22 protein-coding genes are annotated in these 22,277 nt (G+C 68.0%); 9 read left to right on the plus strand and 13 right to left on the minus strand.

Annotation, left to right across the window (positions count from 1 at the left end):
* Positions 1-63 precede the first annotated feature (63 nt).
* From NMP03_RS13225 to rpsD, 5 genes are all read right to left on the minus strand, one after another.
* Complete coding sequence (locus tag NMP03_RS13225; protein ID WP_256505918.1) at positions 64-1,062, minus strand: sensor histidine kinase; 999 nt, start codon at positions 1,060-1,062, stop codon at positions 64-66.
* Between the two features lie 133 nt (positions 1,063-1,195).
* Positions 1,196-2,044, minus strand: coding sequence for an N-carbamoylputrescine amidase (aguB, locus tag NMP03_RS13230; protein WP_256505919.1), 849 nt, complete (start codon positions 2,042-2,044; stop codon positions 1,196-1,198).
* A 111-nt stretch (positions 2,045-2,155) separates the two neighbouring features.
* Positions 2,156-3,127, minus strand: coding sequence for an agmatine deiminase family protein (locus NMP03_RS13235; RefSeq protein ID WP_256505920.1), 972 nt, complete (start codon positions 3,125-3,127; stop codon positions 2,156-2,158).
* A gap of 174 nt (positions 3,128-3,301) precedes the next feature.
* On the minus strand, positions 3,302-4,927 hold the full coding sequence (locus tag NMP03_RS13240) for a M28 family metallopeptidase (RefSeq protein ID WP_256505921.1): 1,626 nt from the start codon (positions 4,925-4,927) through the stop codon (positions 3,302-3,304).
* Between the two features lie 327 nt (positions 4,928-5,254).
* Positions 5,255-5,869 carry a 30S ribosomal protein S4 gene (rpsD, locus tag NMP03_RS13245; RefSeq protein ID WP_256505922.1) on the minus strand — a complete coding sequence of 205 codons (615 nt, stop codon included), beginning with the start codon at positions 5,867-5,869 and terminating at the stop codon, positions 5,255-5,257.
* A gap of 218 nt (positions 5,870-6,087) precedes the next feature.
* On the opposite strand from rpsD, the gene NMP03_RS13250 reads away from it, so the two are divergent.
* Positions 6,088-6,420 (plus strand): chorismate mutase, encoded by a 333-nt coding sequence (locus NMP03_RS13250; RefSeq protein WP_256505923.1) that lies wholly within the window; start codon positions 6,088-6,090, stop codon positions 6,418-6,420.
* On the opposite strand, the gene NMP03_RS13255 is transcribed toward NMP03_RS13250, so the two are convergent.
* The 4 genes from NMP03_RS13255 to glyA form a co-directional block, all read right to left on the minus strand.
* Entirely contained in the window at positions 6,389-7,471 is a 1,083-nt protein-coding gene (locus NMP03_RS13255; protein WP_256505924.1) for a TrmH family RNA methyltransferase, read from the minus strand. The two genes, NMP03_RS13250 and NMP03_RS13255, sit on opposite strands and share 32 nt — an antisense overlap.
* Positions 7,472-7,681: 210 nt before the next feature.
* A complete protein-coding gene (gene nrdR, locus NMP03_RS13260; RefSeq protein WP_256505925.1) occupies positions 7,682-8,143 on the minus strand; it encodes a transcriptional regulator NrdR in 462 nt (153 codons plus the stop codon).
* Positions 8,144-8,308, minus strand: a complete 165-nt coding sequence (locus NMP03_RS13265; protein WP_197054203.1) for a hypothetical protein — start codon at positions 8,306-8,308, stop codon at positions 8,144-8,146. It lies immediately after the preceding gene.
* Between the two features lie 2 nt (positions 8,309-8,310).
* Complete coding sequence (gene glyA / locus NMP03_RS13270) at positions 8,311-9,624, minus strand: serine hydroxymethyltransferase (RefSeq protein WP_256505926.1); 1,314 nt, start codon at positions 9,622-9,624, stop codon at positions 8,311-8,313.
* Between the two features lie 103 nt (positions 9,625-9,727).
* Between glyA and NMP03_RS13275 the strand changes: the two genes are divergently transcribed.
* Complete coding sequence (locus tag NMP03_RS13275; protein ID WP_256505927.1) at positions 9,728-10,195, plus strand: DUF3429 domain-containing protein; 468 nt, start codon at positions 9,728-9,730, stop codon at positions 10,193-10,195.
* 130 nt (positions 10,196-10,325) lie between these two features.
* Here NMP03_RS13275 and rpiB read toward each other — a convergent pair whose 3' ends face one another.
* Positions 10,326-10,772, minus strand: coding sequence for a ribose 5-phosphate isomerase B (gene rpiB / locus NMP03_RS13280; protein WP_256505928.1), 447 nt, complete (start codon positions 10,770-10,772; stop codon positions 10,326-10,328).
* 86 nt (positions 10,773-10,858) lie between these two features.
* On the opposite strand from rpiB, the gene NMP03_RS13285 reads away from it, so the two are divergent.
* The 3 genes from NMP03_RS13285 to NMP03_RS13295 all read left to right on the plus strand — a co-directional run bounded on the left by NMP03_RS13285 (position 10,859) and on the right by NMP03_RS13295 (position 13,314).
* Positions 10,859-11,335 carry a hypothetical protein gene (locus NMP03_RS13285; RefSeq protein WP_256505929.1) on the plus strand — a complete coding sequence of 159 codons (477 nt, stop codon included), beginning with the start codon at positions 10,859-10,861 and terminating at the stop codon, positions 11,333-11,335.
* A gap of 93 nt (positions 11,336-11,428) precedes the next feature.
* Positions 11,429-12,664: a DUF3419 family protein gene (locus NMP03_RS13290; protein WP_256505930.1), complete on the plus strand. Its 1,236-nt coding sequence runs from the start codon at positions 11,429-11,431 to the stop codon at positions 12,662-12,664.
* Entirely contained in the window at positions 12,661-13,314 is a 654-nt protein-coding gene (locus NMP03_RS13295) for a class I SAM-dependent methyltransferase (RefSeq protein WP_256505931.1), read from the plus strand. Before NMP03_RS13290 ends, NMP03_RS13295 begins: the two co-directional genes overlap by 4 nt.
* Before the next feature lie 2 nt (positions 13,315-13,316).
* Here the strand turns inward: NMP03_RS13295 and NMP03_RS13300 are convergent, their stop codons facing one another.
* Positions 13,317-15,149 (minus strand): PDZ domain-containing protein, encoded by a 1,833-nt coding sequence (locus tag NMP03_RS13300; RefSeq protein WP_256505932.1) that lies wholly within the window; start codon positions 15,147-15,149, stop codon positions 13,317-13,319.
* 78 nt (positions 15,150-15,227) lie between these two features.
* Positions 15,228-16,466 (minus strand): 5-aminolevulinate synthase, encoded by a 1,239-nt coding sequence (gene hemA, locus NMP03_RS13305; protein WP_406697797.1) that lies wholly within the window; start codon positions 16,464-16,466, stop codon positions 15,228-15,230.
* A 223-nt stretch (positions 16,467-16,689) separates the two neighbouring features.
* Between hemA and NMP03_RS13310 the strand changes: the two genes are divergently transcribed.
* Positions 16,690-16,863: a hypothetical protein gene (locus NMP03_RS13310; protein ID WP_256505934.1), complete on the plus strand. Its 174-nt coding sequence runs from the start codon at positions 16,690-16,692 to the stop codon at positions 16,861-16,863.
* Here the strand turns inward: NMP03_RS13310 and murI are convergent.
* On the minus strand, positions 16,860-17,657 hold the full coding sequence (murI, locus tag NMP03_RS13315; RefSeq protein ID WP_256508130.1) for a glutamate racemase: 798 nt from the start codon (positions 17,655-17,657) through the stop codon (positions 16,860-16,862). The genes NMP03_RS13310 and murI overlap by 4 nt on opposite strands.
* A 117-nt stretch (positions 17,658-17,774) precedes the next feature.
* On the opposite strand from murI, the gene plsY reads away from it, so the two are divergent.
* The 3 genes from plsY (at position 17,775) to topA (ending at position 22,185) form a co-directional block, all read left to right on the plus strand.
* Positions 17,775-18,383: a glycerol-3-phosphate 1-O-acyltransferase PlsY gene (gene plsY, locus NMP03_RS13320; protein WP_256505935.1), complete on the plus strand. Its 609-nt coding sequence runs from the start codon at positions 17,775-17,777 to the stop codon at positions 18,381-18,383.
* The gene (gene dprA, locus NMP03_RS13325) at positions 18,376-19,473 is read left to right on the plus strand and encodes a DNA-processing protein DprA (RefSeq protein ID WP_256505936.1); all 1,098 of its coding nucleotides are present in this window, start codon (positions 18,376-18,378) and stop codon (positions 19,471-19,473) included. Before plsY ends, dprA begins: the two co-directional genes overlap by 8 nt.
* Before the next feature lie 96 nt (positions 19,474-19,569).
* Entirely contained in the window at positions 19,570-22,185 is a 2,616-nt protein-coding gene (gene topA, locus NMP03_RS13330) for a type I DNA topoisomerase (protein ID WP_256505938.1), read from the plus strand.
* Positions 22,186-22,277 lie beyond the last annotated feature (92 nt).

The raw sequence follows: 22,277 nt of genomic DNA on the forward strand, positions 1-22,277 counted from the left end.
GAGGACGCGCTGCCAGTGTACCGATCGATCCGAACGGTGTCGATGAACGCCGCGCCGACGCTACTATGTCAGCCGATTGCGCTTGATACGTAATGTTACGATCAGCCCGCCTTCGGACCAGTTATAGTCGATCGACCCGCCGAGCTGGCTGGTGACGCTGCGGCGGACCAGCTGGCTGCCGAACCCCTCGGGCTGGCTGGGCGCCTCGACCGACGGGCCGCCCCGTTCGGTCCAGGTGAGGACGACGTGATCGGCCTCGGACACGCTGGCGATGTCGAGCGTCCCGGTCTGCTGCGACAGCGCGCCATATTTCATCGAATTGGTCGCGAGTTCGTGGATGATCATCGCGATCCCGGTCGCGGCGTTCTCGCTCACGCCCAGCCGCTCGACCGCGACGCGAATTCGGCCCTTGAAGGCGCCCAGATCGTCATAGGGCGCGAGCAGGATCGATACGAGATCGCCCAGCAGCGCCGCAGCGCCCTGACCATTGGGCAGCGGGCGCACCAGATCGTGCGCGCGCCCGAGCGCGGTGAGGCGGCCGGTCAGTTCGCCCGCCATCTCGGCGGTGGTGTTCGCCGATCGCGAGGTAATCGCGGTCAGCCCGCTGGCGATCGCGAGCAGGTTCTTGACGCGGTGGCTCATCTCGCCGGCTAGCAGTTCATGTCCCTCTTCGGCCTGCTTGCGCCCGGTGACGTCGAGGAAGATGCCGAACATCGTGCGGCCGACGATGCCGACATCCTCGCCTTGGCCGCGCGCGGCGATCCAGCGCACCTCGTCGCCGATCAGGATGCGGAAATCGATCTCGTAGGCGCCGAGCGTCGCGCGCGTCGCTGCGAAGGCCGATCGCACGCGGTCGCGGTCGGCGGGATGGATCCGCGACGACAGCTCGGTGAAGGTGACCAGTTCGCTCCACGGCACGCCCCACAGCTCGAAGCCGCGCTGGTCCATCGTCAGCTGGTCGGTATCGACGTTCCACGCCCATAAGGCGACGCCGGCGGCATCGACCGCCAGCCGCAGATGCTCGGGTTGCCAATCATGCGCCTTGGGTAGTTCGGCGGGCATGCTCTTACCTCGGGCCAACGGGTTGCGCGACTGCAAGGTCGGATTGACATTCAGCCATCGTTAAGGGCTCGATAGCCGCAGCGGCGAGTCCTTATCAATATGTGTTTAAAACACCGCGATTATCGCTGCGTCCTTAGACGTCTTCGACCAGCCGGCGATACAGATCGGGCCGGCGGTCGCGGAAGAAGCCCATGCCGGCGCGGTTCTTCTTCACCCGGGCCAGATCGAGCGTCGCGGTCAGCACCCCGGTTTCCTCCGCCCCGAACTCGGCGAGCATCTCGCCGAATTCGTCGCAGATGAAGCTGTGGCCGTAGAAGGCCTGGCCATGCTCGACCCCGATCCGGTTCGAGGCGACGATGGGGACGACATTCGACACCGCATGCCCCAGCATCGCGCGCCGCCACATATGCCGCGTGTCGAGCGTCGCGTCGTGCGGCTCGGCGCCGATCGCGGTGGGGTAGAACAGGATTTCGGCGCCCATCAGCATCATCGCGCGCGCGACCTCGGGATACCATTGGTCCCAGCACACCCCGACGCCGAGGCGGGCGGCGGGGCCGTCCCACACCTTGAAGCCGGTATTGCCCGGGCGGAAATAGAATTTCTCCTCATAGCCCGGCCCGTCGGGGATGTGGCTCTTGCGATAGACCCCCTGCACGCCGCCATCGGGGCCGATCATCGCCAGCGAGTTATAGTGATGCGGCCCGTCGGCCTCGAAGAAGCTGGTGGGGATATAGAGGTCGAGCGCGTCGGCGAGCCGCTGCATCGCCAGCACGGCGGGATGCTCGGTGACAGGGCGCGCGGTGGCGAACCATTCCTCCTCCTCGGTGCGGCAGAAATACTCGCCCTCGAATAGTTCGGGGGGGAGGACGACCTGCGCGCCGCGCCCGTGCGCTTCGCGGACGAGCTCGGTGACCGCGGCGATATTGGCGTCGAGGTCGGGGCCTAAGGCCAGCTGCATCGCGGCGACGGTGATGGTGGTCATTCTAAATCCTCGTCACCCCAGCGAAGGCTGGGGTCTCATGCCGCAAGTGCTGCGCTGGTGGAAAAAGACCCCAGCTTTCGCTGGGGTGACGCTTATGGTTTGACGTGATGTCTATAGCTTCGGCAATTGCTGGCTGATGCAGTGGAAGCTCCCACCGCCCGTCAGGATATGGTCGGCGCGCAGCCCCACCGCCTCGCGATCCGGGAACAGCGCCTGCACCGCCGCGACCGCGGCTTCGTCGTTGGGCATGCCATAGGTCGGCAACGCGACCACCGCATTGCCGATATAGAAGTTCATATAGCTTGCGGGCACCACCTCGTCGTCGACGATCACCCGGCCGGGCGAGGGGATGCGGACGACTTCGACGCCGAACGCCTCGGCGCGGCGGACGGCGTCCTGGTAGATCAGCCAATTGGGGTCGTTTTCCTCCGGGCTCGGGATCGCCAGCCGGTTGACCCCGACGAAGCGCGCCAGATTGTCGACATGGCCGTCGGTATGGTCGTTTACCAGCCCGTCGCCCAGCCACAGCACGCGGTCATAGCCGAGATCGGCGTGCAGCCGCGCCTCTGCGCTGTGTTGCGACAGCGCGGCGTTGCGGTTGCGGTTGAGCAGGCATTGCTCGGTGGTCACGACCAGCCCGGTGCCGTCGCCGTCGATCGCGCCGCCCTCGACCACCCAGTCGCGGGTCTCGAAGCGCAGGCCCTGGCGTTGTGCGAGCCGCGCGCCGACATCCTCGTCGCCGGGAAAGTGGAACTTGCCGCCCCAGCCGTTGAAGCCGAAGTCGCGCGCGCTGCCGTCGCCGGTGACGATCGCGGCGGTATCGCGCAGCCAGACGTCGCCGAACGGTTCGACGATCAGCTCGACCTGCGCGTCGATCAGCGGGCGCGCGGCGGCGGCGGCTTCGTCGTCGGCGGCGACGAGCAAGACGCGCTCGCCGCGGCCCTGGGCGGCGATGGCGTTGGCAAAGGCCGCGGTCTCGGCGCGTGCGCCTTCGAGCGGCGGGCCCCAGATTTCGGGGTGGCTGGGAAAGCCGATCCACACCGCATCATGCTGCGCCCATTCGGGGGGAGGGGGAAGAGTCATGGCGCGCGATGTACTGGGGGAAGCGCTGCGAGGGAAGCACCTTCCCCCCTCCCTTTCAGGGAGGGGTCGGGGGTGGGTAGGGGCCTGGCGATACGCCGCCGGCACCGCGTGGCCCGACCGTATCGCGAGCACTCGACCCACCCCCAGCCCCTCCCTTTCAGGGAGGGGAGCTAGTTACTCCCCCGCCCGGCTCTTGTCGCGGATCGCGCGGAATTCGTCGCCCGCTACCCAGTTGGGCCAGGCATCGCTCGTCGCCAGCGCGCGGCCGACGGCGTAATAGAGGTCGAGGTCGCGCTGGACCCCGTCCCAGCGCCACTTGGGATCGAACTCGTCCTGCGGCCCGTGATAGGCGTTCTTCTCATACGCAGCGGCATAGGCTTCGCCCGCCGCGACGCCGCCTTCGACCAGGTCGTTGCCGCCATCGACATACAGCATCGGCACGCCGTGCTTGGCGAGGCTGAAATGGTCCGAGCGGTAATAATAGCCCTTCTCCGGCGTCGGCTCGGGGCTGGCGACGCGGCCCTGCGATGCCAGCGCGCGGGCGAGATAGCCGTCGAGTTCGGACTTACCCGCGCCGACCACCGTCACGTTCTTCGCTGGGCCAGCCATCTGCAGCGCGTCCATGTTGACCCCGCCGACGGTCTTGGCGTGCGGATAGACCGGGTTGTCGCCATAATAAGCGCTGCCGAGCAGCCCCGATTCCTCGGCGGTGACCGCCAGGAACACCTGGCTGCGCGGCGTCGCGCCTGCCGCGGCATTGGCCTTGGCGAGCGCGACCAGCGCGGCGGTGCCCGTCGCATTGTCGATCGCGCCGTTGCAGATGTCGTCGCCATCGGGCGCCGCCTCGCAGCGGCCGAGATGGTCCCAATGGCCGGTATAGAGCACGACCTCGTCGGGCTTGGCGGTGCCCGGCAGGATGCCGATCACGTTCTTCGAGGCATGTTTGCGTACCTGGTTGTCGAAGCTGACCGACGCCTTCACGCCGGTGAGCGGCACCGGCTTGAACCCCTTGCGCGCGGCGGCGGCGGCGAGCTGGTCGAAATCCTTGCCCGCGCCAGCGAACAGCGCCTTGGCGTGGTCGAGCTGGATCCAGCCGATCGCCTTGCTCTCGCTCGCGCCGCCATCGGCGCTGTCGGCCAATTGCTGCGCCCCCGTCCAGCTCGACTGGACGACGTTCCAGCCATAGGCGGCGGGCGCGGTCTGGTGGACGATGATCGCGGCGGCGGCACCCTGGCGCGCGGCTTCCTCATATTTGTAGGTCCAGCGGCCATAATAGGTCATCGCGCGGCCGCCGAAAGCGCCGGTCGTGTCCTCGCTCGCCCAATCGGGATCGTTGATCAGGATGACGACGGTCTTCCCCTTCACGTCGACCCCGGCATAGTCGTTCCACCCGCGTTCGGGCGCGTTGACGCCATAGCCGACGAAGACGACGTCCGAATCCTTGAGGTCGATCCGCGGGGTGACCTGGTAGGTGCCGACCACCATCTGCGGGCCATAGGCGAGGCTCAGCGGCGCCTTGCCGCCGGTGAAGCGAAGCGGCGAGACGTTGCGCGCGGTGATCTCGACCAGCGGGACGTCCTGGAACCAGCTGCCGTCATTGCCGGGCTTTAGCCCCGCTGCCTGGAATTGCGCGACAAGGTAGGCGAGCGTCTTTTCCTCGCCCGCGGTGCCCGGCGCGCGGCCTTCATATTCGTCCGAGGACAGCGTCTTTACCGCATCGCGGAAGGTGTCGATCGGCACCGTCTGCGCCCCGGCGGCGGTCGAGGCGAGGAGGAGGCAGGCGAAAGGAAGAATACGCATCGGATACTCCGGTAGGGAGGGATGTGCGCGATGGTAGCCGCAGCGGGGGGCTTGTCCACCTATCCACTTCGTCATGCCGGGCTTGACCCGGCATCCGGAGCAGCCGGTGCCACCGGCAGTTGGTTTGCGGCGCGCGCCTTGCATGGACCCCGGGTCGAGCCCGGGGTGACGGGGGGGGTGGGCGCACGAAAAAGGGCGGCACCTTGCGGTACCGCCCTTTTTCCTGAAACTGCGTCGCGGCAAAGCCGCGCCGTCGGTCGGTGCCTTGGCACCGCCGGCCGCTCGCGCTGAGGTGGTGCCGGATTTAGCTGTGCTAAATCCCGTGCATCAGCGCGAGTAGAATTCGACCACCAGATTCGGTTCCATCTTCACTGGATACGGTACCTCGTCGAGCGTCGGCACGCGGGTGAAGGTCACCTTGGCGTTGCCGTCGGGCGCGATGTAATCGGGGATGTCGCGCTCGGCGAGCGTCTGCGCTTCCATGATCAGCGCCATCTGCTGCGCCTTGCTGCCAAGCGTAATTTCGTCGCCCGGCTTGATCCGGCGCGAGGCGATGTTGCACTTCACGCCGTTCACGCGGATGTGGCCATGGTTCACGATCTGGCGCGCCGAGAAGATCGTCGGGGCGAACTTGGCGCGATACACCACCATGTCGAGCCGCTGCTCGAGCAGGCCGATCAGCTTCTGGCTGGTATCGCCCTTCAGGCGTGCCGCCTCGACATAGGTCGAGTGGAATTGCTTCTCGGTGACTTCGCCGTAATAGCCCTTGAGCTTCTGCTTGGCGCGCAGCTGGATGCCGAAGTCCGACACCTTGCCCTTGCGGCGCTGGCCGTGCTGGCCGGGGCCATATTCGCGCTTGTTGACGGGCGATTTGGGACGACCCCAAATATTCTCGCCCATCCGCCGATCGAGCTTGTACTTGGCGCTGTTGCGCTTCGACATAATAAGTCCTTCTTGCAATGGCGTATGACCGCACGGCCGAATGCCATGCGATCCCGGTCGTCGCGCTGCTGGGATCGGCCTGACCATGAAGTCATTGGGATCGGCAGGACCACCGCTTCACCGGGGTGCGGGGTCGATTGCGAAGCGCCGGCGGTTAGCCGCGAGGGCGCCGCGAGTCAAGCTGGACAGGTTGCGCTGCCTGCGCGAAAGCGGCGGCCATGGCAGATATTCTTCCCCCCGCCGACTGCACCAGCATGGCCCAGGTGCGCGCCGGCGTCGACGCGCTCGACGCGCAACTGGTCGCGCTGCTCGCCACGCGCTTCGGCTACATGGACGCCGCCGCGCGTATCAAGCCCGAGCGCGGCCAGGTCCGCGACGAAGCGCGCAAGGCGCAGGTGATCGCCAATGCGCAAGCGCATGCGCGCGCCGCCGGGGTGCCCGAGGCGGTGGTCGGCGATCTGTGGGAGCGGCTGGTCGAAGCCTCGATCGCCTATGAGCTCGAGGCATTCGACGCCAACCTTAGCGCTTCTGCGGCTTCGCCAGCGCGGTAAGCATCCCGCGCACCGTCCGCACTTCCTGCGCGCTCCAATTGGGCTTTGTGAGCAGCGTGCGCATCATCCGCTTGGTCACCGGGGTGCGATCGGGCGGGAAGAAATAGCCCGCTTCCTCGAGCATCGTGTCCCATTGGCCGATCATCCCGTCGAGATCGGCCTGCAACGCGGGCGGATCGGGCTCGACGCGCGAGGGCTGCGCCAGCGCGACATGCTTCGACCACTCGTAAGCGACCACCATCACCGCCTGCGCCAGGTTGAGCGAGGCGAATTCGGGGTTGATCGGCACGGTGATGATCGTCCGAGCGATCGCGACGTCATCGCTGTCGAGGCCTGAGCGTTCGGGGCCGAAGAGTATCGCCGCGCGCGAGGAATCGCCATGGATCGCCACCGCCGCCTGCTCGGGGCTCATCACCGGCTTGACGACCCCGCGTCGCCGCACCGTGGTGGCGAAGACATGCGCGCAATCGGCGACCGCATCGGCGACGCTGTTATAGACCGTCGCGTCGGCGAGCACGCGATCGGCACCGCTGGCGGCCGGGCCGGCGCTGGGATTGGGCCAGCCGTCGCGCGGCGCGACCAGCCGCAGCTCGGTAAGCCCGAAATTGAGCATCGCGCGCGCCGCCTTGCCGATGTTCTCGCCGAGCTGCGGGCGGACGAGGACGAGGACGGGGGGCGGGGCAGGGGCAGGGGCGGGGGCGGGTTCAGCCTCCCGCGCCTCCTCTTCTCCGTTCGTCCTGAGTAGGGGCTGAGCTTGTCGAAGACCCGTATCGAAGGACTTCCTCGCGAGCGCCTGCACCGCCTGCCAATCGCCGCGGATCAACGCCTCCTTCTTCGGCCGACCCCAGCCCTTGAGCTGCAACTCGACTTGCAACGCCTCGGCGCGCGAAGGGAAATCGGCCGACCACAGGAACGCCACCGGCAGCCGGGTCTGGGTGTAGCCGGGGATCTCGCCCGCCTGATGCTGCGCGATCCGCCGTTCAAGGTTATCGGTGTGGCCGACATAATAATGCCCGTCGGAGCAGCGCAGGATATAGGTGTGGAATGCCACTCGCGGTCCTTCGATGCGCGGATTGGGTGGGGTGCTAATTCGGGAAGCGCGGGGTGGAAAGCATGAATGCAACCATATTCCCGTTCGTCCTGAGTAGGGGCTGAGCGCAGGTGAAGGCCCGTATCGAAGGACATCGCCCCAAGCGGGCGGGCGCTTCGATACGCCGCTTCGACAAGCTCAGCGGCTACTCAGCACGAACGGAATCAGGCATCACCCGCGCGCAACCTCGGTCACGCTGCCGGCGAATTCCTCGAAATCGCGTGCCTCGCGGAAATCCTTATACACGCTCGCGAAGCGGATATACGCCACCGAATCGAGGCCCTTGAGCCCCTCCATCACCATCTCGCCGATCCGCCGCGTCCCCACCTCGGTCTCGCCCGAGGTTTCGAGCTGGCGCTGGATGCCCGATACCAGCTGCTCGATCTGCGGCGCGGCGATCGGGCGTTTGCGGCAGGCGATCGAGACCGAGCGGATCAGCTTCTCGCGGTCGAAGGGTTCGCGGCGGTCCTCGCTTTTCAGCACCGTCAGCTCGCGCAGCTGGATCCGCTCGAAGGTCGTGAAGCGCGCGCCGCAGGCCGAGCATTGCCGACGACGGCGGATCGCGCCGCCGTCCTCGCTCGGGCGGCTGTCCTTTACCTGGCTGTCTTCATGGGCGCAGAAAGGACAGCGCATTCAGACCCGCTTCTTGCCTTTGTAATAGGCGTAGCCCGCGCCGGCGGCAGCGCCGATGATCGGGCCGATGAACGGCACCGGGATCGCGATGACCGCGCCCAAAGCGCCCCATTTCGCCATGCTCTTGCCGAGCGTCTTGTCGATGCCGGTGTCGTTCTGGTTCATGTTCAAAGCTCCGGGTAGATCGGGAAGCGCTCGCACAATGCGCGCACACGAAGCCGAACGTCGGCCTCGACCGAAGGGTCCCCATGTTCGCCGTTCGCCGCCAGCGCGTCGAGCACGTCGGCGATCATGTTGCCGATCTCGCGGAACTCGGCGGTGCCAAAGCCGCGCGTGGTGCCCGCGGGGCTGCCGACGCGGATGCCGCTGGTCTTCATCGGCGGCAGCGGATCGAAGGGCACGCCGTTCTTGTTGCAGGTAATCGCCGACCGCTCGAGCGCCTCGTCGGCGTCCTTGCCTGTCACCTTGAGCGGGGTGAGGTCGACCAGCGCGAGATGCGTGTCGGTGCCGCCCGAGACGAGGTCCGATCCGCGCTCCTTGAGCGTCGCCGCGAGCACCTTGGCGTTCTCGACCACCGCGGCGATGTAGCTCTTATATTCGGGGCGAAGCGCCTCGCCGAACGCCACTGCCTTGGCGGCGATCACGTGCATCAGCGGACCGCCCTGGAGCCCCGGGAACACCGCCGAGTTGAACTTCTTGGCCAGCGCCTCGTCGTTGCTCATGATCATGCCGCCGCGCGGCCCGCGCAGCGTCTTGTGCGTCGTCGTGGTGACGACATGCGCGTGGGCGAAGGGCGAGGGGTGGTGGCCCGCCGCGACGATGCCGGCGAAATGCGCCATGTCGACCATGAAATACGCGCCGACTTCATCGGCGATCGCGCGGAACTTGGCGAAGTCGATCTGGCGCGGATAGGCCGAGCCGCCCGCGATGATCAGCTTGGGGCGATGCTCCTTGGCCAGCGCCTCGACCTGGTCGAAGTCGATCAGGTGATCGTCGCGGCGAACGCCGTACTGGATCGCGTTGAACCATTTGCCCGACTGCGCCGCCTTGGCGCCGTGCGTCAGATGGCCACCGGCGTCGAGGCTCATGCCCAGGATCGTGTCGCCGGGCTTGGTCAGCGCGAGCATCACCGCGCCATTGGCCTGCGCCCCCGAATGCGGCTGGACGTTGGCGAAGCCGCAGCCGAACAGCGCCTTGGCGCGCTCGATCGCCAGCGTTTCGACCTCGTCCGACGGCGCACAGCCCTGGTAATAGCGCTTGCCGGGATAGCCCTCGGCATATTTGTTGGTGAACACCGACCCCTGCGCCTCGAGCACCGCCTTGGAGACGATGTTCTCGCTCGCGATCAGCTCGATCTGGTGGCGCTCGCGGTCGAGTTCGTGCGCGATCCCTGCGAAGATTTCGGGATCGCTCGATGCCAGCGCGCGAGTGAAGAAGCCGTCGGGCTGGACGTCGTGCAGGGTTTGCGGATTGGTGCTCATGCGGCGGTACCTTTCGGATGGGCGCCCGCATCTGGAGCGGCGCACCGGTCGACCGTGTCCTTAGATGCTGGCGAAGCCGAACGCCACCCACCATTAAGGGCATATGCAACCGTCTGCGCCCCGCTTCGCCGCCATCCCCGCCAACGCCCGGTTGCTCGGTTTCGCCGGGCTGCTGCCGCAAGTCGCCGCGCTCGGTGCGATCCTGTCGGGCGAGCCCGAATGGGCGTTTTCGGCGCAGGCGCTGGCGTTCGCCTATGCCGCGATCATCTTCAGCTTCCTGGGCGGCTTGTGGTGGGGGCTAGCCGCCGCTTCGCCCGTCGCGCGCGCGTGGGTGTTCGGGGTGAGCGTGCTCCCCTCGCTGGTAGCGCTGGCGAGCGCGATTCCCTGGGCGGTCGGGATGACGTGGCCCGCGCCGTCGCTGATGCTGCTGGGGCTGGGGATCATCGCGAGCCTGGCGGTCGATCGCCGGTTGGTGGCCGAGGGGGTGGCGCCGCCGTGGTGGATGACGCTGCGCGTGCCGCTGTCGCTGGGGCTGGGCGGGCTGACGCTGGCGATCGGGGTATTGAGCTAGGCTTTTCCCCAACCGTTCGGGCTGAGCTTGTCGAAGCCTCGGCCCGCACTTTCTACGTGCGCGACATTGGCGAGCTCGGGCCGCCCTTCGACAAGCTCAGGGCGAACGGAAGAAACAATGGTCGGGCGGATCAGTCTCCCAGCAGCGGCGCGCCCAGCTTGGCCACCCGCCGCGCATGGCGTTCGCCGCCGAACGGCGTCGCCAGGAACGCCCCGACGCAGGCCTTGGCCATCTCGACCCCCACCAGCCGCGCGCCGAGCGCGATCACGTTGGCGTCGTTATGTTCGCGCGCCAGCGCTGCTGACAGCGGTTCGTTGACCAGGGCGGCGCGGCAGCCGGGGTGGCGGTTCACCGCGATCGAGATGCCGATCCCCGATCCGCACAAGGCAATGCCGACCGCGTCGCCGTCCGCCACCGCCTGCGCCAGCCGATAGCCATAATCGGGATAGTCGACGCTCGCGCGGTCATGCGGCCCCAGATCGTCGACCGCGTGGCCCTGCTCGCGCAGCCACGCTACCAGCGCCGCCTTCAATTCGATGGCAGCATGGTCCGAGGCAATGACGATGGGGCGTGGCACGGGCGGGTTCTCGCATCTGGACTGGAAGCCTTCGCGTATCTAGCTTCGACGGGCCTCGAGCGCCACCACCCGACAGGAGATATCGCATGCGCCATGCCCCGATCGCCATCATCGCGTTGCTGACGCTGGCGGCCTGCGGCGGCGGCACCAGTGCGGTCGAGAACGAAGTGCTTGCGGCGGAGAATGCGGCGGGGCTCGATGGCGATATCGTCGAACTGCCCGGCGGCGAGGGCGATGGCAATGCGGCGCCCGCGGAGGAACCCTCGGCCGCGGCGATCGCCACCGCCGATGGCTGGGTCGGGCAATGGCGCGGGGTCGAGGGACTGAACCTCGACATCGCCAGGGACGACCTGCCCGGCCACTATCGGCTGACGATGCAATATACGCTCGACGACAGCGGCAGCTTCGACGGTACCGCGACCGACGACGGCATCGCCTTCACCCGCCCCGACGGCCCGCAATTGCTGCGCGCCACCGACGGCGCCGCGACGGGCCTTAAATATCTCGACGGCAAGACCGACTGCCTGACGGTGAAGGACGCCGAGGGCTATTGCCGCGATTGATGCGGCGAGGGAGTTGACATCGAAGCGTCACACAGCGCCAGTATCGGCGGCGGATGCGCGAACCCGTTCGCGCGCTTCCTTGAAGGATAGCCCATGGCCTCGCTCGCTAAAGCCCCCAAGAACCGCGCGGTCCGCGATGCGGTGCATCGTCACGAGCATCTGTCGAAGCAGGGGCTGCTCGAACGCGCCTTTTCCTTCGCGTTTCGCGGGCTGGTCTATGCGCAGATCTGGGAAGACCCCGAAGTCGATCTCGAGGCGCTGGCGATCACGCCCGATTGCCATGTCGTGACGATCGCCTCGGGCGGTTGCAACGTGCTGAGCTATCTGACCGCGAACCCCGCGGCGATCACCGCGGTCGACCTCAACACCGCGCACATCGCGCTCGGCAAATTGAAGCTCGCCGCGGCGCGGCATCTGCCCGATCACGCCGCCTTCCACCGTTTCTTCGGCGAGGCGAACCGCCCCGACAATATCGACGCCTATCGTAACTACGTCGCGCCGCATCTCGACGAGACCAGCCGGCGCTATTGGGAAGGGCGCGGGCTGATCGGCAAGCGCCGCATCTCGGGTTTCTCGAAGGGCTTTTACAAGCGCGGGCTGCTCGGCGGCTTCATCGGCGCGGCACATCTGGTCGCCAAGCTCTATGGCATCGATCCGCGGATCATCCTCCAGGCCAAGACGATCGAGGAGCAGCGCCAGATTTTCGAGACCAAGCTGGCGCCGGTGTTCGACAAGAAGTTCGTCCGCTGGCTCACCGACCAGCCCGCCTCGCTGTTCGGCCTCGGCATCCCCCCGGCGCAATATGTCGCGCTGGCGGGCGACGATCCCGAGGGGATTTCGGCGGTGCTCAAGCAGCGGCTCGAAAAGCTGGCCTGCGACTTCGCGCTCGCCGACAATTATTTCGCCTGGCAGGCGTTCGGGCGTGGCTATGGCGAGGGGCCGGCGGCGTCGCTGCCGCCCTATCTCAAGCCCGCCAATTACCAGGCGGTGGTCGATCGCGTCGATCGCGTCGAGGTGCGCCACGCCAATATGTGCGACTATCTCGAATCGATGCCCGATGCGTCGCTCGATCGCTACATCCTGCTCGACGCGCAGGATTGGATGACCGACGAGGTGCTGACCCGGCTGTGGACCGGCATCACCCGCACCGCCCGCCCCGGCGCGCGCGTGCTGTTCCGCACCGCCGCCGCGCCGACGCTGCTGCCGGGCCGCGTGCCCGACGCGATCCTCGATCGCTGGGAGTATCGCGCCGAGGAATCGCTCGATTACACCCGCCGCGACCGGTCGGCGATTTATGGCGGCGTCCACCTGTACGTGTTCAAGGGATGAGCGAGACGCAGGGCCATGCCGGGCGGATGGATTCGATCTATGCCACTCAGCGGCATTTCTATGACCTGACGCGCAAATATTATCTGCTCGGACGCGATCGGCTGATCCGCCACCTTTCGCCGCCGCCGCAGGGGACGGTACTCGAGGTCGGCTGCGGCACCGGGCGCAATCTGATCGTCGCGGCGCGCCGCTGGCCGCAGGCGCATTGCTATGGCTTCGACATTTCGCAGGCGATGCTCGAAACCGCGCGCGCCAATGTCGCCAAGGCGGGCCTCGCGCACCGGATCACGCTGGCGCAGGGCGACGCCACCGATTTCGCCCCCGCCGCGCTGTTCGGCGTGCCCGCGTTCGACCGCGTGTTCATGAGCTACACGCTGTCGATGATCCCCGATTGGCAGGGCGCGATCGCCGCCGCCGCCGCCGCGCTCGCGCCGGGCGGGCAATTGCACATCGTCGATTTCGGCCAGCAAGAGCGGCTGCCGCGCCCGTTCCGCACCGGGCTGTTCGCCTGGCTGCGCAAGTTCGACGTGACCCCGCGCGGCGACCTCGCGCGCTTCGTCGAGGTCGCGGCGCAAGCCGCGGGCGGTAGCGCGCGCTTCACCCCGCTCTATCGCGGCTATGCCTGGGCGGCCGAGGTCCGGCGGCCTTAGAGTCAGGCGGCCCTGATCGCGCCGAGTTCGAGCCGCGCCAGCCGATCGTCGAGCCCGCGCACCTGCTCCAGCAGCGTCGTATCGCGAACCTCGGCGCGATAGGCGCGGCGCAGCGCCGCCGCGACCGGCGCGCGCAGATCGTCGAGCGCGGCGCGGACGTCCTTGGCCAGCCCCGCGCCTTCGGGGCGGCCGCCGATCAGCAACAGCCCGATCGGCAGCTCGCCATCGGTCAGCTCGATCCGCAGCGCGAACAAAGCGTCGCCGGGCGCGATCGCGTTGACGTCGCCATCGTCGCCGACGCGATGCCCCACCCACGCATCGATCTGCGCCTCGGTCACGCCGCGGCTCGCCACCGGCTCGAACCCGTCGCCCTGCCACAACAGCATCGCGACATGCGCCGCGCCGACTTCCTCGGCGACGACCGCGATCACCCGCCGGCCGATATCGGCTGGGGTGTCGCTGTCCTGCCAGCGGCGCAGTTCGTCGGGCAGCGCGCGCAGCGCCAGCACCGGCGCGCTGAACCGCCGGTCGATCCACTCGGAGACGCGGCGCTGCGCCGGGCCGAGCACGCTCGCGGCGATCACCGCGCTCGCGCCCGCCGCCAGCGCCTTGTTCTCGCCGCCCAGCAGCGCCGCGGTCACGTCGTTGGTCAGGATCGTCGAGGCGGTCCAGATTCCCCCCAGCGCGACGGTGACCGCGCCCGCGCCCGCCGACTTGCCGATCGCGGCATCGGCGTCCCACAGGCTGATCCGCAGGATCGAGATCGTCGGCCCGATCGCCAGCGCGACGAACGCCAGCACCAGCAGGCTCTGGCTGATCAGGAAGGCGCCGAACTCCCACGACGCCGGCAGCGTGTTGAACTCGAGCGCGATCGTGGCGAAGGTGGCGAGCAGCAGCAGGACCACCGCGCCGGTGAAGCCGAACGCCGCCCATTTGAGCTGCTGGCGCTCGATCCCGCGCGGCGCGCGGCGGAAGCGGCGATAGGGCACGACCGCGAGCGCGAAGACGATCAGCAGCGAGATCAGCACCGACAGTTCGGCGCCGAGCGGCTCGAGCAGCAGCACCAGCGTCAGCGGCGCGGCGGCATAGGCGATCCACGCCCCCCAGCGCGACTGCAGCTCGCCATCGGGAAAGGCGGGGATCACCACCATCATCAGCCCGAGGAAGATCATCGCCAGCGCAAAGTCGGGGTCGGGTAGCCCCAGCGCGCGCCACACCTCCGACCCCGAAATCAGCGCGGTCGCGGTGAGGAACGCCAGCGACAGCAGCAGCGCCACCGTCTCGTCGCGCCGCCGCCGGAACAACAGCACCGCGCAGACGGTCATCGCGATCACCGCGACCAGCCCGATCGCGGTTTCGAGCAGGAACAGCACGAAGGGCGATTCGCTGCCCACCGCGCGCCGCTGCACCGCGGCACCGCGTTCGAGCGCGATCGTCATCGGTGCCACGACATCGTCGTCGACCGTCAGCCGCACCGTGCCCGCCGGGCCATCGAGCGCGCGCGCGACGCTTCGCGCATCGGCGCCCGCCATCGACTTGCCCTCGATCGCGACGATGATCGCGGGCCAGGTCGGGCCCGCGCGCCGCGCTTCGGGGGTCATCGCGCTGACCTCTACGCCCGCGTCTTCCTGCGTGAAGCTCAGCCCCGCCCGCGAAAACGCCGGCGCGACGTCACGCGCATTGACCCAGCCGAGCCAGCTGCCACCCAACATCGCGGTCAGCGCGACGCCGAGCCAGGCCCACCACAGGATCGATACGAGCGGACGAAAGCGGCGCGATACGCGCGGCAGCCGACTTGGCCGGCGTGCACGCCCCGATGCTCCGACATCTTCCACGGCCTTGCCCCCGCAACCACCAGTTGCGCAGGATTAACAGTGCGATAACCGGCTGCCAAGTGGCCGCCGGCCGAGCGCTCAGGCGGCGAGGCGCAGTTCGAGCCGGCCCCAGATTTCGCACAAGGCCGCGGTCAGGTCGCGCATCATCGCTTCGTCGTGTGCGGGGCCGGGGGTGAAGCGCAGCCGCTCGGTGCCGCGCGGGACGGTGGGGTAATTGATCGGCTGGACGTACACGCCGTATTCGGCGAGCAGGATGTCGCTGATCTTCTTGGCCTTCACCGGATCGCCCACCATCAACGGCACGATATGCGTGGTCGAATCCATCACCGGCAGCCCGGCCGCATCGAACATCGCCTTGAGCCGCGCGGCGGCGGCCTGCTGGCCGTCGCGTTCCTCGCACGATCCCTTGAGGTGCCGAACGCTCGCGAGCGCGCCCGCCACCAGCACCGGCGACAGGCTGGTCGTGAAGATGAACCCCGGCGCATAGCTGCGGATCACGTCGACGATCGTGCGATCGGTGGCGATATAGCCGCCCATGACGCCGAACGCCTTGCCGAGCGTTCCCTCGACGATCGTCAGCCGGTTCGCGCACTCGTCGCGCTCCGAAATGCCGCCGCCGCGCGTCCCGTACATGCCGACCGCATGGACCTCGTCGAGATAGGTCAGCGCGTTATACTTGTCGGCCAGGTCGCAGATCGCATGGATCGGCGCGATGTCGCCATCCATCGAATAGACGCTCTCGAACGCGATCAGCTTGGGGACGCCCTCGTCCTCGGCGGCGAGCAATTCTTCGAGGTGCTGCAGGTCGTTGTGGCGGAAGACGCGCTTTTCGCAGCCCGAATTGCGGATGCCCGCGATCATCGATGCGTGGTTGAGCTCGTCCGAAAAGATGATGCAGCCGGGCAGCAGCTTGGCGATCGTCGACAGCGTCGCCTCGTTCGAGACATAGCCGCTGGTGAACAGCAACGCGGCTTCCTTGCCGTGCAGGTCGGCCAGCTCATGCTCGAGATCGATGTGATAGTGCGTGTTGCCACCGATGTTGCGGGTGCCGCCCGAACCGGCGCCGACATCGTGCAGCGCCTCTTCCATTGCCGCGATCACCTTGGGGTGCTGTCCCATCGCGAGATAGTCGTTCGAGCACCAGACGGTGATCGGCTTGGGGCCGTTGTGGCCGGCGAAGCAGCGCGCGTTGGGGAACGCGCCCTTGTTGCGCAGGATGTCGATGAAGACGCGATAGCGCCCTTCGGCATGCAGGCGATCGATCGCCTGTGCGAACACGCGCGAATAATCGATCGCGGGCTTGGCCTCTCGTATCATGTGCCGCTACCTAGCGACTGATCGCACCGATTTCCAGTCGAAAGCCCGCTACCGGCCAAGGCCCAGGCGATGTCCCAACCCCGCAGCCTGCGGGCACTGCTCTACATCAAGTTTCGCACTCGATCATCGTGATAGAGAATATCCATCGCGCCGCGCACCCGACTCGGGGGGCCGGCGCGCAGCAGCGGCATTCGTCCTGCCAGCCTTCGAGGAGCTTCTTGCGATGACCAGCCGAAGCGACACCGCCTACTTCGCCCGCCGCGAAACCGAAGAGCGTGCGCGCGCCATGGCCTGCAGCGATGTCGCCGCGCGCCGGGTGCATCTCGAAATGGCGGAGCGCTATCGCGAATGTATCCAGTCGGCGATGGTCGCCCCTGCCGAGACGATCTGCGCCTAAAGCGATTCGATCCGCTCCAGCCCGCGCGCCAGCAGCGCGGGGGCGAGCGCCGCGGTATCGGAATCGATCCGCGTGAACACCGCGACCCCCGGCACCGGCGACTGGGGCCAGGCCTGCCCCTGCGTCAGATACGCCACCCGCCGCGCAATCCCCTCGCCGCCATCGACAAAGCGCACCGGCCCCGGCGCGACCGCGCCCAGCCGATCGGCGACCAGCGGGAAATGCGTGCAGGCGTTGACGATCACGTCGATCCGCTCGCCCCCCGTTTGGTCGTACAGCCCCGCCAGCACCGCGCGATACGCCGAATCGGGCTGGCGCATCCCGCGTAATTCGGCCTCGGCCAGCGCCACCAGCTCGGCCGAGCCGTGGCGGATCACCGTGCAATCGGCGGCGAAGCGCGTTGCCAGATCGTCGACATAGGGCTGGCGCACCGTCGCCTGCGTTCCCAGCACCCCGATGCAGCGCGTGACGCTCAGCGCCGCGGCGGGCCGGATCGCGGGCACCGTGCCCACCACGGGCAGGTCGAGCGCGGCGCGCACCGCCGCCAGCGCGATCGTCGATGCAGTGTTGCACGCGATCACGATCAGCCGCGGGCGATAGCGCTCGGCCAGCCTTCCCAGCAACGCGGGCACCCGCGCCGCGATCTCGGCCTCGCTGCGGGTGCCATAGGGATAGCCCGCCGAATCGGCGACATAGACATAGGATGCCTGCGGCAGCAGCGCGCGCGTCGGCGCGAGCACCGAAAGCCCGCCGACCCCCGAATCGAAGAACAGGATCGGGCGCGTGTCGGTCATCATCAGCGCGCTTAGGCGCGTGCCCCGCGCTTGCCAACGTGGCGCGGCGGCTTATCCGAAATCATTGCGGAACGGTGATAACCCGCCTAATCTTGCCGCATCGACAAGGGGTGAGGCGTGCAAACCGAAATATTGTGGGTCGCGCCGGCCGCTGCGTTGGTGATCGGCTATCTGCTTGGCAGTATCCCTTTCGGTGTGCTGCTGACGCGGCTCGGCGGCGCGGGCGATTTGCGGACGATCGGGTCGGGCAATATCGGCGCCACCAACGTGCTGCGCACCGGGCGCAAGGGGCTCGCCGCGGCGACGCTGCTGCTCGATGCGCTCAAGGGCGCGGTGGCGATCCTGCTGGTCGAGGCGTTTGCGCCGGGCAACGAAATGCTCGCCGCGGCGGGCGCCTTCATCGGTCATTGCTATCCGGTCTGGCTCGGCTTTCGCGGCGGCAAGGGCGTCGCGACGCTGATGGGGATCGTGCTGGTGCTCCACTGGCCGTCGGCGCTGATCTACGCGATCGTGTGGCTCGGGCTGCTCGCCTTGCTGCGGATATCGTCGGTGGCGGGGATCGCCGCGGCGTTCAGCGCGCCGGTGGGGGCCGCGGCGATGGGGCGGTTCGATCTGGTGATGCTGTTCCTGGCGCTCGCGCTGATCGTGCTGTGGAAGCACCGCGCCAATATCGAACGGCTGATCGCGGGGACCGAGCCGCGGATCGGCGCGAGCAAGCATGGCTGACTCCGCCGGACCGGGTGCCGAGCGCTTCGCGCATCTGCGCCTGATCCGCTCGCCGCGCATCGGTCCGGTCAGCTTCGCGCAGCTGCTCGCGCGCTTCGGCAGCGCCAGCGCCGCGCTCGACGCGCTGCCGATGCTGGCCGAGCGCGGTGGCGGGGCGCCGCGGATCGCCGACGAACGCGCGGTGCGCGACGAGATCGCGCGCGTCGAGCGGCTAGGCGCACGCTATTGCCTGATCGGCGATGCCGATTACCCCGCGCTGCTCGCGGCGACCGAGACCGCGCCGCCCGCGCTGATCGTCCGCGGCGACCTGGCGCTGCTCGCGCGCAACTGCATCGCGATGGTCGGCGCACGCAACGCCTCGGCGGCGGCGTGCCGCTTCGCGCGCCAGCTCGCGCACGCGCTGGGCGAGGCGGGGGTGACCGTCATTTCGGGGCTCGCGCGCGGGATCGACACCGCGGCGCATCACGGCGCAATCGAAAGCGGCACGGTCGGAGTGATCGCCAGCGGCATCGACATCGCCTTTCCGCCCGAAAATGCCGAGCTCCAGGCGCGGGTGGGCAGTCAAGGCCTGCTGATCGCCGAACAACCGCCGGGCACCGAGCCGCTCGCGCGCTTCTTCCCCTCGCGCAACCGGATCATCGCGGGGTGCGCGATCGGCACCGTGGTGGTCGAGGCGGCACCACGATCGGGCTCGCTGATCACCGCGCGGCTCGCGGCCGAGGCGGGGCGCGAGGTGATGGCGGTGCCCGGCAGCCCTCTCGATCCTCGCGCGCAGGGGTGCAACCTGCTGATCCGCGAGGGCGCAACGCTGGTCCAGTCGGCCGACGACATCCTCGAGGCGGTCCGCCCGATCGACCCGCGCGTGCTGCGTTCGCCCGGCAAGGGGTGGCAGGGGCCGCCGCCCGCCGACGCGAGCGATGCCGAACGCCGCACGATCACCGCGCTGCTCGGGCCGGTGCCGGTGGCGGTCGACGAGCTCATCCGCCAATCGGGCGGGGCGCCCGCGGTGGTGCAGACCGTGCTGCTCGAACTCGAACTGGCGGGCCGGCTCGAGCGCCACGCCGGCGGCCGGGTGAGCCTGATGGCCTGAGCCGTCGCCGGCGGCAGGGCAGTTCGCGGCTTGACGGCGGCGTGTGCGCCTCTCCATCCTCGCGCGTGTACGCGAAACAAGGCCAGACAAGACCCTATGCAACTCGTCATCGTAGAATCGCCCGCCAAGGCGAAGACCATCGAGAAATATCTCGGCAGCGACTATCGCGTCCTCGCGAGCTACGGCCATGTCCGCGATCTGCCCCCCAAGGACGGATCGGTGAACCCCGATGACGGCTTTGCGATGGAGTGGGAAAACTACGCCGACAAGGCCAAGCAGCTGAAGGCGATCACCGACCTCGCCAAGCAGGCCGACCGCCTGATCCTAGCGACCGATCCCGATCGCGAGGGCGAGGCGATCAGCTGGCACGTCCAGGAAGTGCTCGCCAAGAAGAAGGCATTGCCCAAGGAGGTCGAGCGCGTCACCTTCAACGCGATCACCAAGGCGGCAGTGCTCACCGCGATGAAGGCACCGCGCCAGCTCGATACCGATCTGATCGATGCCTATCGGGCGCGCCGCGCGCTCGATTATCTCGTCGGCTTCACGCTGTCGCCGGTGCTGTGGCGCAAGCTGCCCGGCGCCAAGTCGGCGGGGCGGGTCCAGTCGGTCGCGCTGCGGCTGATCGTCGAGCGCGAGCGCGAGATCGAGGGGTTCGATCCGCAGGAATATTGGTCGGTCGCCGCCGAATTCGAGCATGATTCGACGCGCTTCACCGCGCGGCTGGCCAAGTTCGAGGGCAAGAAGATCGATCGGCTGACGATCGGCGAACAAGGCACCGCGATGCGCGCCAAGGCGGCGGTCGAGGCCGGGCGCTTCAGCGTTGCGAACGTCGAGACCAAGCCCGCGACGCGCAACCCGCCGCCGCCCTTCACCACCTCGACCTTGCAGCAGGAAGCCGCGCGGAAACTCGGCTTTTCGGCGAGCCACACGATGCGGATCGCGCAGGCGCTCTACGAAGACGGCGCGATCACCTATATGCGGACCGACGGCGTCCAGATGGATCACAGCGCGATCGATGATGCGCGCAAGGCAATCGTGAACCGCTATGACGGCGGCTACATCCCCGAAAAGCCGCGGCAGTATGTTGCCAAGGCCAAGAACGCGCAGGAAGCGCATGAGGCGATCCGCCCGACCGATTTCACCAAGGATCGCGCCGGATCGGGCGATCATGGCCGGCTGTACGACCTGATCTGGAAGCGCGCGCTGGCCAGTCAGATGGCGTCGGCGCGGATGGAACGCACCGCGGTCGAGCTCGAGGACGGCACCGGCTCGGTGGCGCTGCGCGCGACCGGGCAGGTGGTGCTCTTTCCCGGCTATCTCGCGCTGTACGAGGAAGGCCGCGATGACAGCGAGGACGAGGATTCGCGCCGCCTGCCGCTGCTGCGCTCGGGCGATGCGCCGGCCAAGCACGGCGTCACCGCCGAACAGCATTTCACCCAGCCGCCGCCGCGCTTTTCCGAAGCCTCGCTGGTCAAGCGGATGGAAGAGCTCGGCATTGGCCGCCCCTCGACCTATGCCTCGATCATCCAGGTCATCAAAGACCGCGCCTATGTGCGCGTCGAAAAGAACCGCTTCTTCGCCGAAGAGAGCGGGCGGCTGCTCACCGCCTTCCTCGAGCGCTTCTTCCAGAAATATGTGAATTACGATTTCACCGCCGGTCTCGAGGAAGAGCTCGACGACGTCTCGGGCGGGCGTGCCGAATGGCAGACCGTGCTCGACGCCTTTTGGCGCGATTTCAAGCCGCGCACGACCGAGGTGATGGAGTTCAAGCCGAGCGAGGTCACCGCCGAGCTCGACAAGTTCCTCGAATCCTATCTGTTCCCGCCCAAGGCCGATGGCAGCGACCCGCGGCTATGCCCCAATTGCGGCGAAGGGCAGCTGGCGCTGCGCGGCGGCAAGTTCGGCGCGTTCGTGGCGTGCTCGAACTATCCCGATTGCAAATATACCCGCCGCTTCGCGCAGCCCGGCGGCGGTGACGGCGACGACACCGGTCCCGAGACGCTGGGCAAGCATCCCGACACCGGCGAGGACATCGTCCGCCGCTCAGGAAGGTTCGGGCCGTATATCCAGATGGGCGAGGGCAAGGAGGCGGCGCGCGCGTCGATCCCCAAGGACATCGATCTCGACTTCGACTGGGCGGTCAAGCTGCTGAGCCTGCCGCGCACGATCGGCATCCACCCCGAAACCGGCGAGCCGATCACCGCCTCGATCGGCCGCTACGGCCCCTATCTCGCGCATAACGGCAAATATGGCCGGCTGACGACGACCGCCGACGTGTTCGAGACGGGGATGAACGCCGCGGTGGTGAAGCTGGCCGAGGCCGCGGCGGGCGGCGGTCGCGCGGCGCGCGGTGCAGAGGCGCCGCTCAAGGTGCTGGGCGAACATCCCACCAGCGGCGGCGAGATCAAGCTGATGGAGGGTCGCTACGGCCCCTATGTCACCGACGGCACCACCAACGCGACGCTGCCCAAGACTGCCGACAAGGACGCGCTGACGCTTGAGGAAGCCACCGCGCTGATCGACGCGCGCGCCGCGCTCGGGCCGCCCAAGGGCAAGAAGAAGGCGGCGGTGAAGAAGAAGGCGCCGGCCAAGGCTGCGGCGGCGAAGGAAGCGGCGCCGGTAAAGAAGGCTGCGGCGAAGAAGGCGCCTGCCAAGAAGGCTGCGGCCAAGAAGGCTCCTGCGAAGAAGCCGGCGGCGGCGAAAGCGGACTGACCCGGTCGCGGTAGGGTAGGGCAGTCGCACCCCACCCCGTTCGTCCTGAGTAGGGGCTGAGCGAAGGCGAAGACCCGTATCGAAGGACTTTG

It is taken from the genome of Sphingomonas qomolangmaensis, assembly GCF_024496245.1.
Taxonomy (GTDB): domain Bacteria; phylum Pseudomonadota; class Alphaproteobacteria; order Sphingomonadales; family Sphingomonadaceae; genus Sphingomonas; species Sphingomonas qomolangmaensis.

Bases quoted from the DNA above. Each gene is read 5' to 3' on its own strand.
- NMP03_RS13225 (WP_256505918.1), bottom strand. From the start codon at position 1,062: ATGCCCGCCGAACTACCCAAGGCGCATGATTGGCAACCCGAGCATCTG.
- aguB (WP_256505919.1), bottom strand. From the start codon at position 2,044: ATGACCACCATCACCGTCGCCGCGATGCAGCTGGCCTTAGGCCCCGAC.
- NMP03_RS13235 (WP_256505920.1), bottom strand. From the start codon at position 3,127: ATGACTCTTCCCCCTCCCCCCGAATGGGCGCAGCATGATGCGGTGTGG.
- NMP03_RS13240 (WP_256505921.1), bottom strand. From the start codon at position 4,927: ATGCGTATTCTTCCTTTCGCCTGCCTCCTCCTCGCCTCGACCGCCGCC.
- rpsD (WP_256505922.1), bottom strand. From the start codon at position 5,869: ATGTCGAAGCGCAACAGCGCCAAGTACAAGCTCGATCGGCGGATGGGC.
- NMP03_RS13250 (WP_256505923.1), top strand. From the start codon at position 6,088: ATGGCAGATATTCTTCCCCCCGCCGACTGCACCAGCATGGCCCAGGTG.
- nrdR (WP_256505925.1), bottom strand. From the start codon at position 8,143: ATGCGCTGTCCTTTCTGCGCCCATGAAGACAGCCAGGTAAAGGACAGC.
- NMP03_RS13265 (WP_197054203.1), bottom strand. From the start codon at position 8,308: ATGAACCAGAACGACACCGGCATCGACAAGACGCTCGGCAAGAGCATG.
- glyA (WP_256505926.1), bottom strand. From the start codon at position 9,624: ATGAGCACCAATCCGCAAACCCTGCACGACGTCCAGCCCGACGGCTTC.
- NMP03_RS13275 (WP_256505927.1), top strand. From the start codon at position 9,728: ATGCAACCGTCTGCGCCCCGCTTCGCCGCCATCCCCGCCAACGCCCGG.
- NMP03_RS13285 (WP_256505929.1), top strand. From the start codon at position 10,859: ATGCGCCATGCCCCGATCGCCATCATCGCGTTGCTGACGCTGGCGGCC.
- NMP03_RS13290 (WP_256505930.1), top strand. From the start codon at position 11,429: ATGGCCTCGCTCGCTAAAGCCCCCAAGAACCGCGCGGTCCGCGATGCG.
- NMP03_RS13295 (WP_256505931.1), top strand. From the start codon at position 12,661: ATGAGCGAGACGCAGGGCCATGCCGGGCGGATGGATTCGATCTATGCC.
- hemA (WP_406697797.1), bottom strand. From the start codon at position 16,466: ATGATACGAGAGGCCAAGCCCGCGATCGATTATTCGCGCGTGTTCGCA.
- NMP03_RS13310 (WP_256505934.1), top strand. From the start codon at position 16,690: ATGACCAGCCGAAGCGACACCGCCTACTTCGCCCGCCGCGAAACCGAA.
- murI (WP_256508130.1), bottom strand. From the start codon at position 17,657: ATGACCGACACGCGCCCGATCCTGTTCTTCGATTCGGGGGTCGGCGGG.
- dprA (WP_256505936.1), top strand. From the start codon at position 18,376: ATGGCTGACTCCGCCGGACCGGGTGCCGAGCGCTTCGCGCATCTGCGC.
- topA (WP_256505938.1), top strand. From the start codon at position 19,570: ATGCAACTCGTCATCGTAGAATCGCCCGCCAAGGCGAAGACCATCGAG.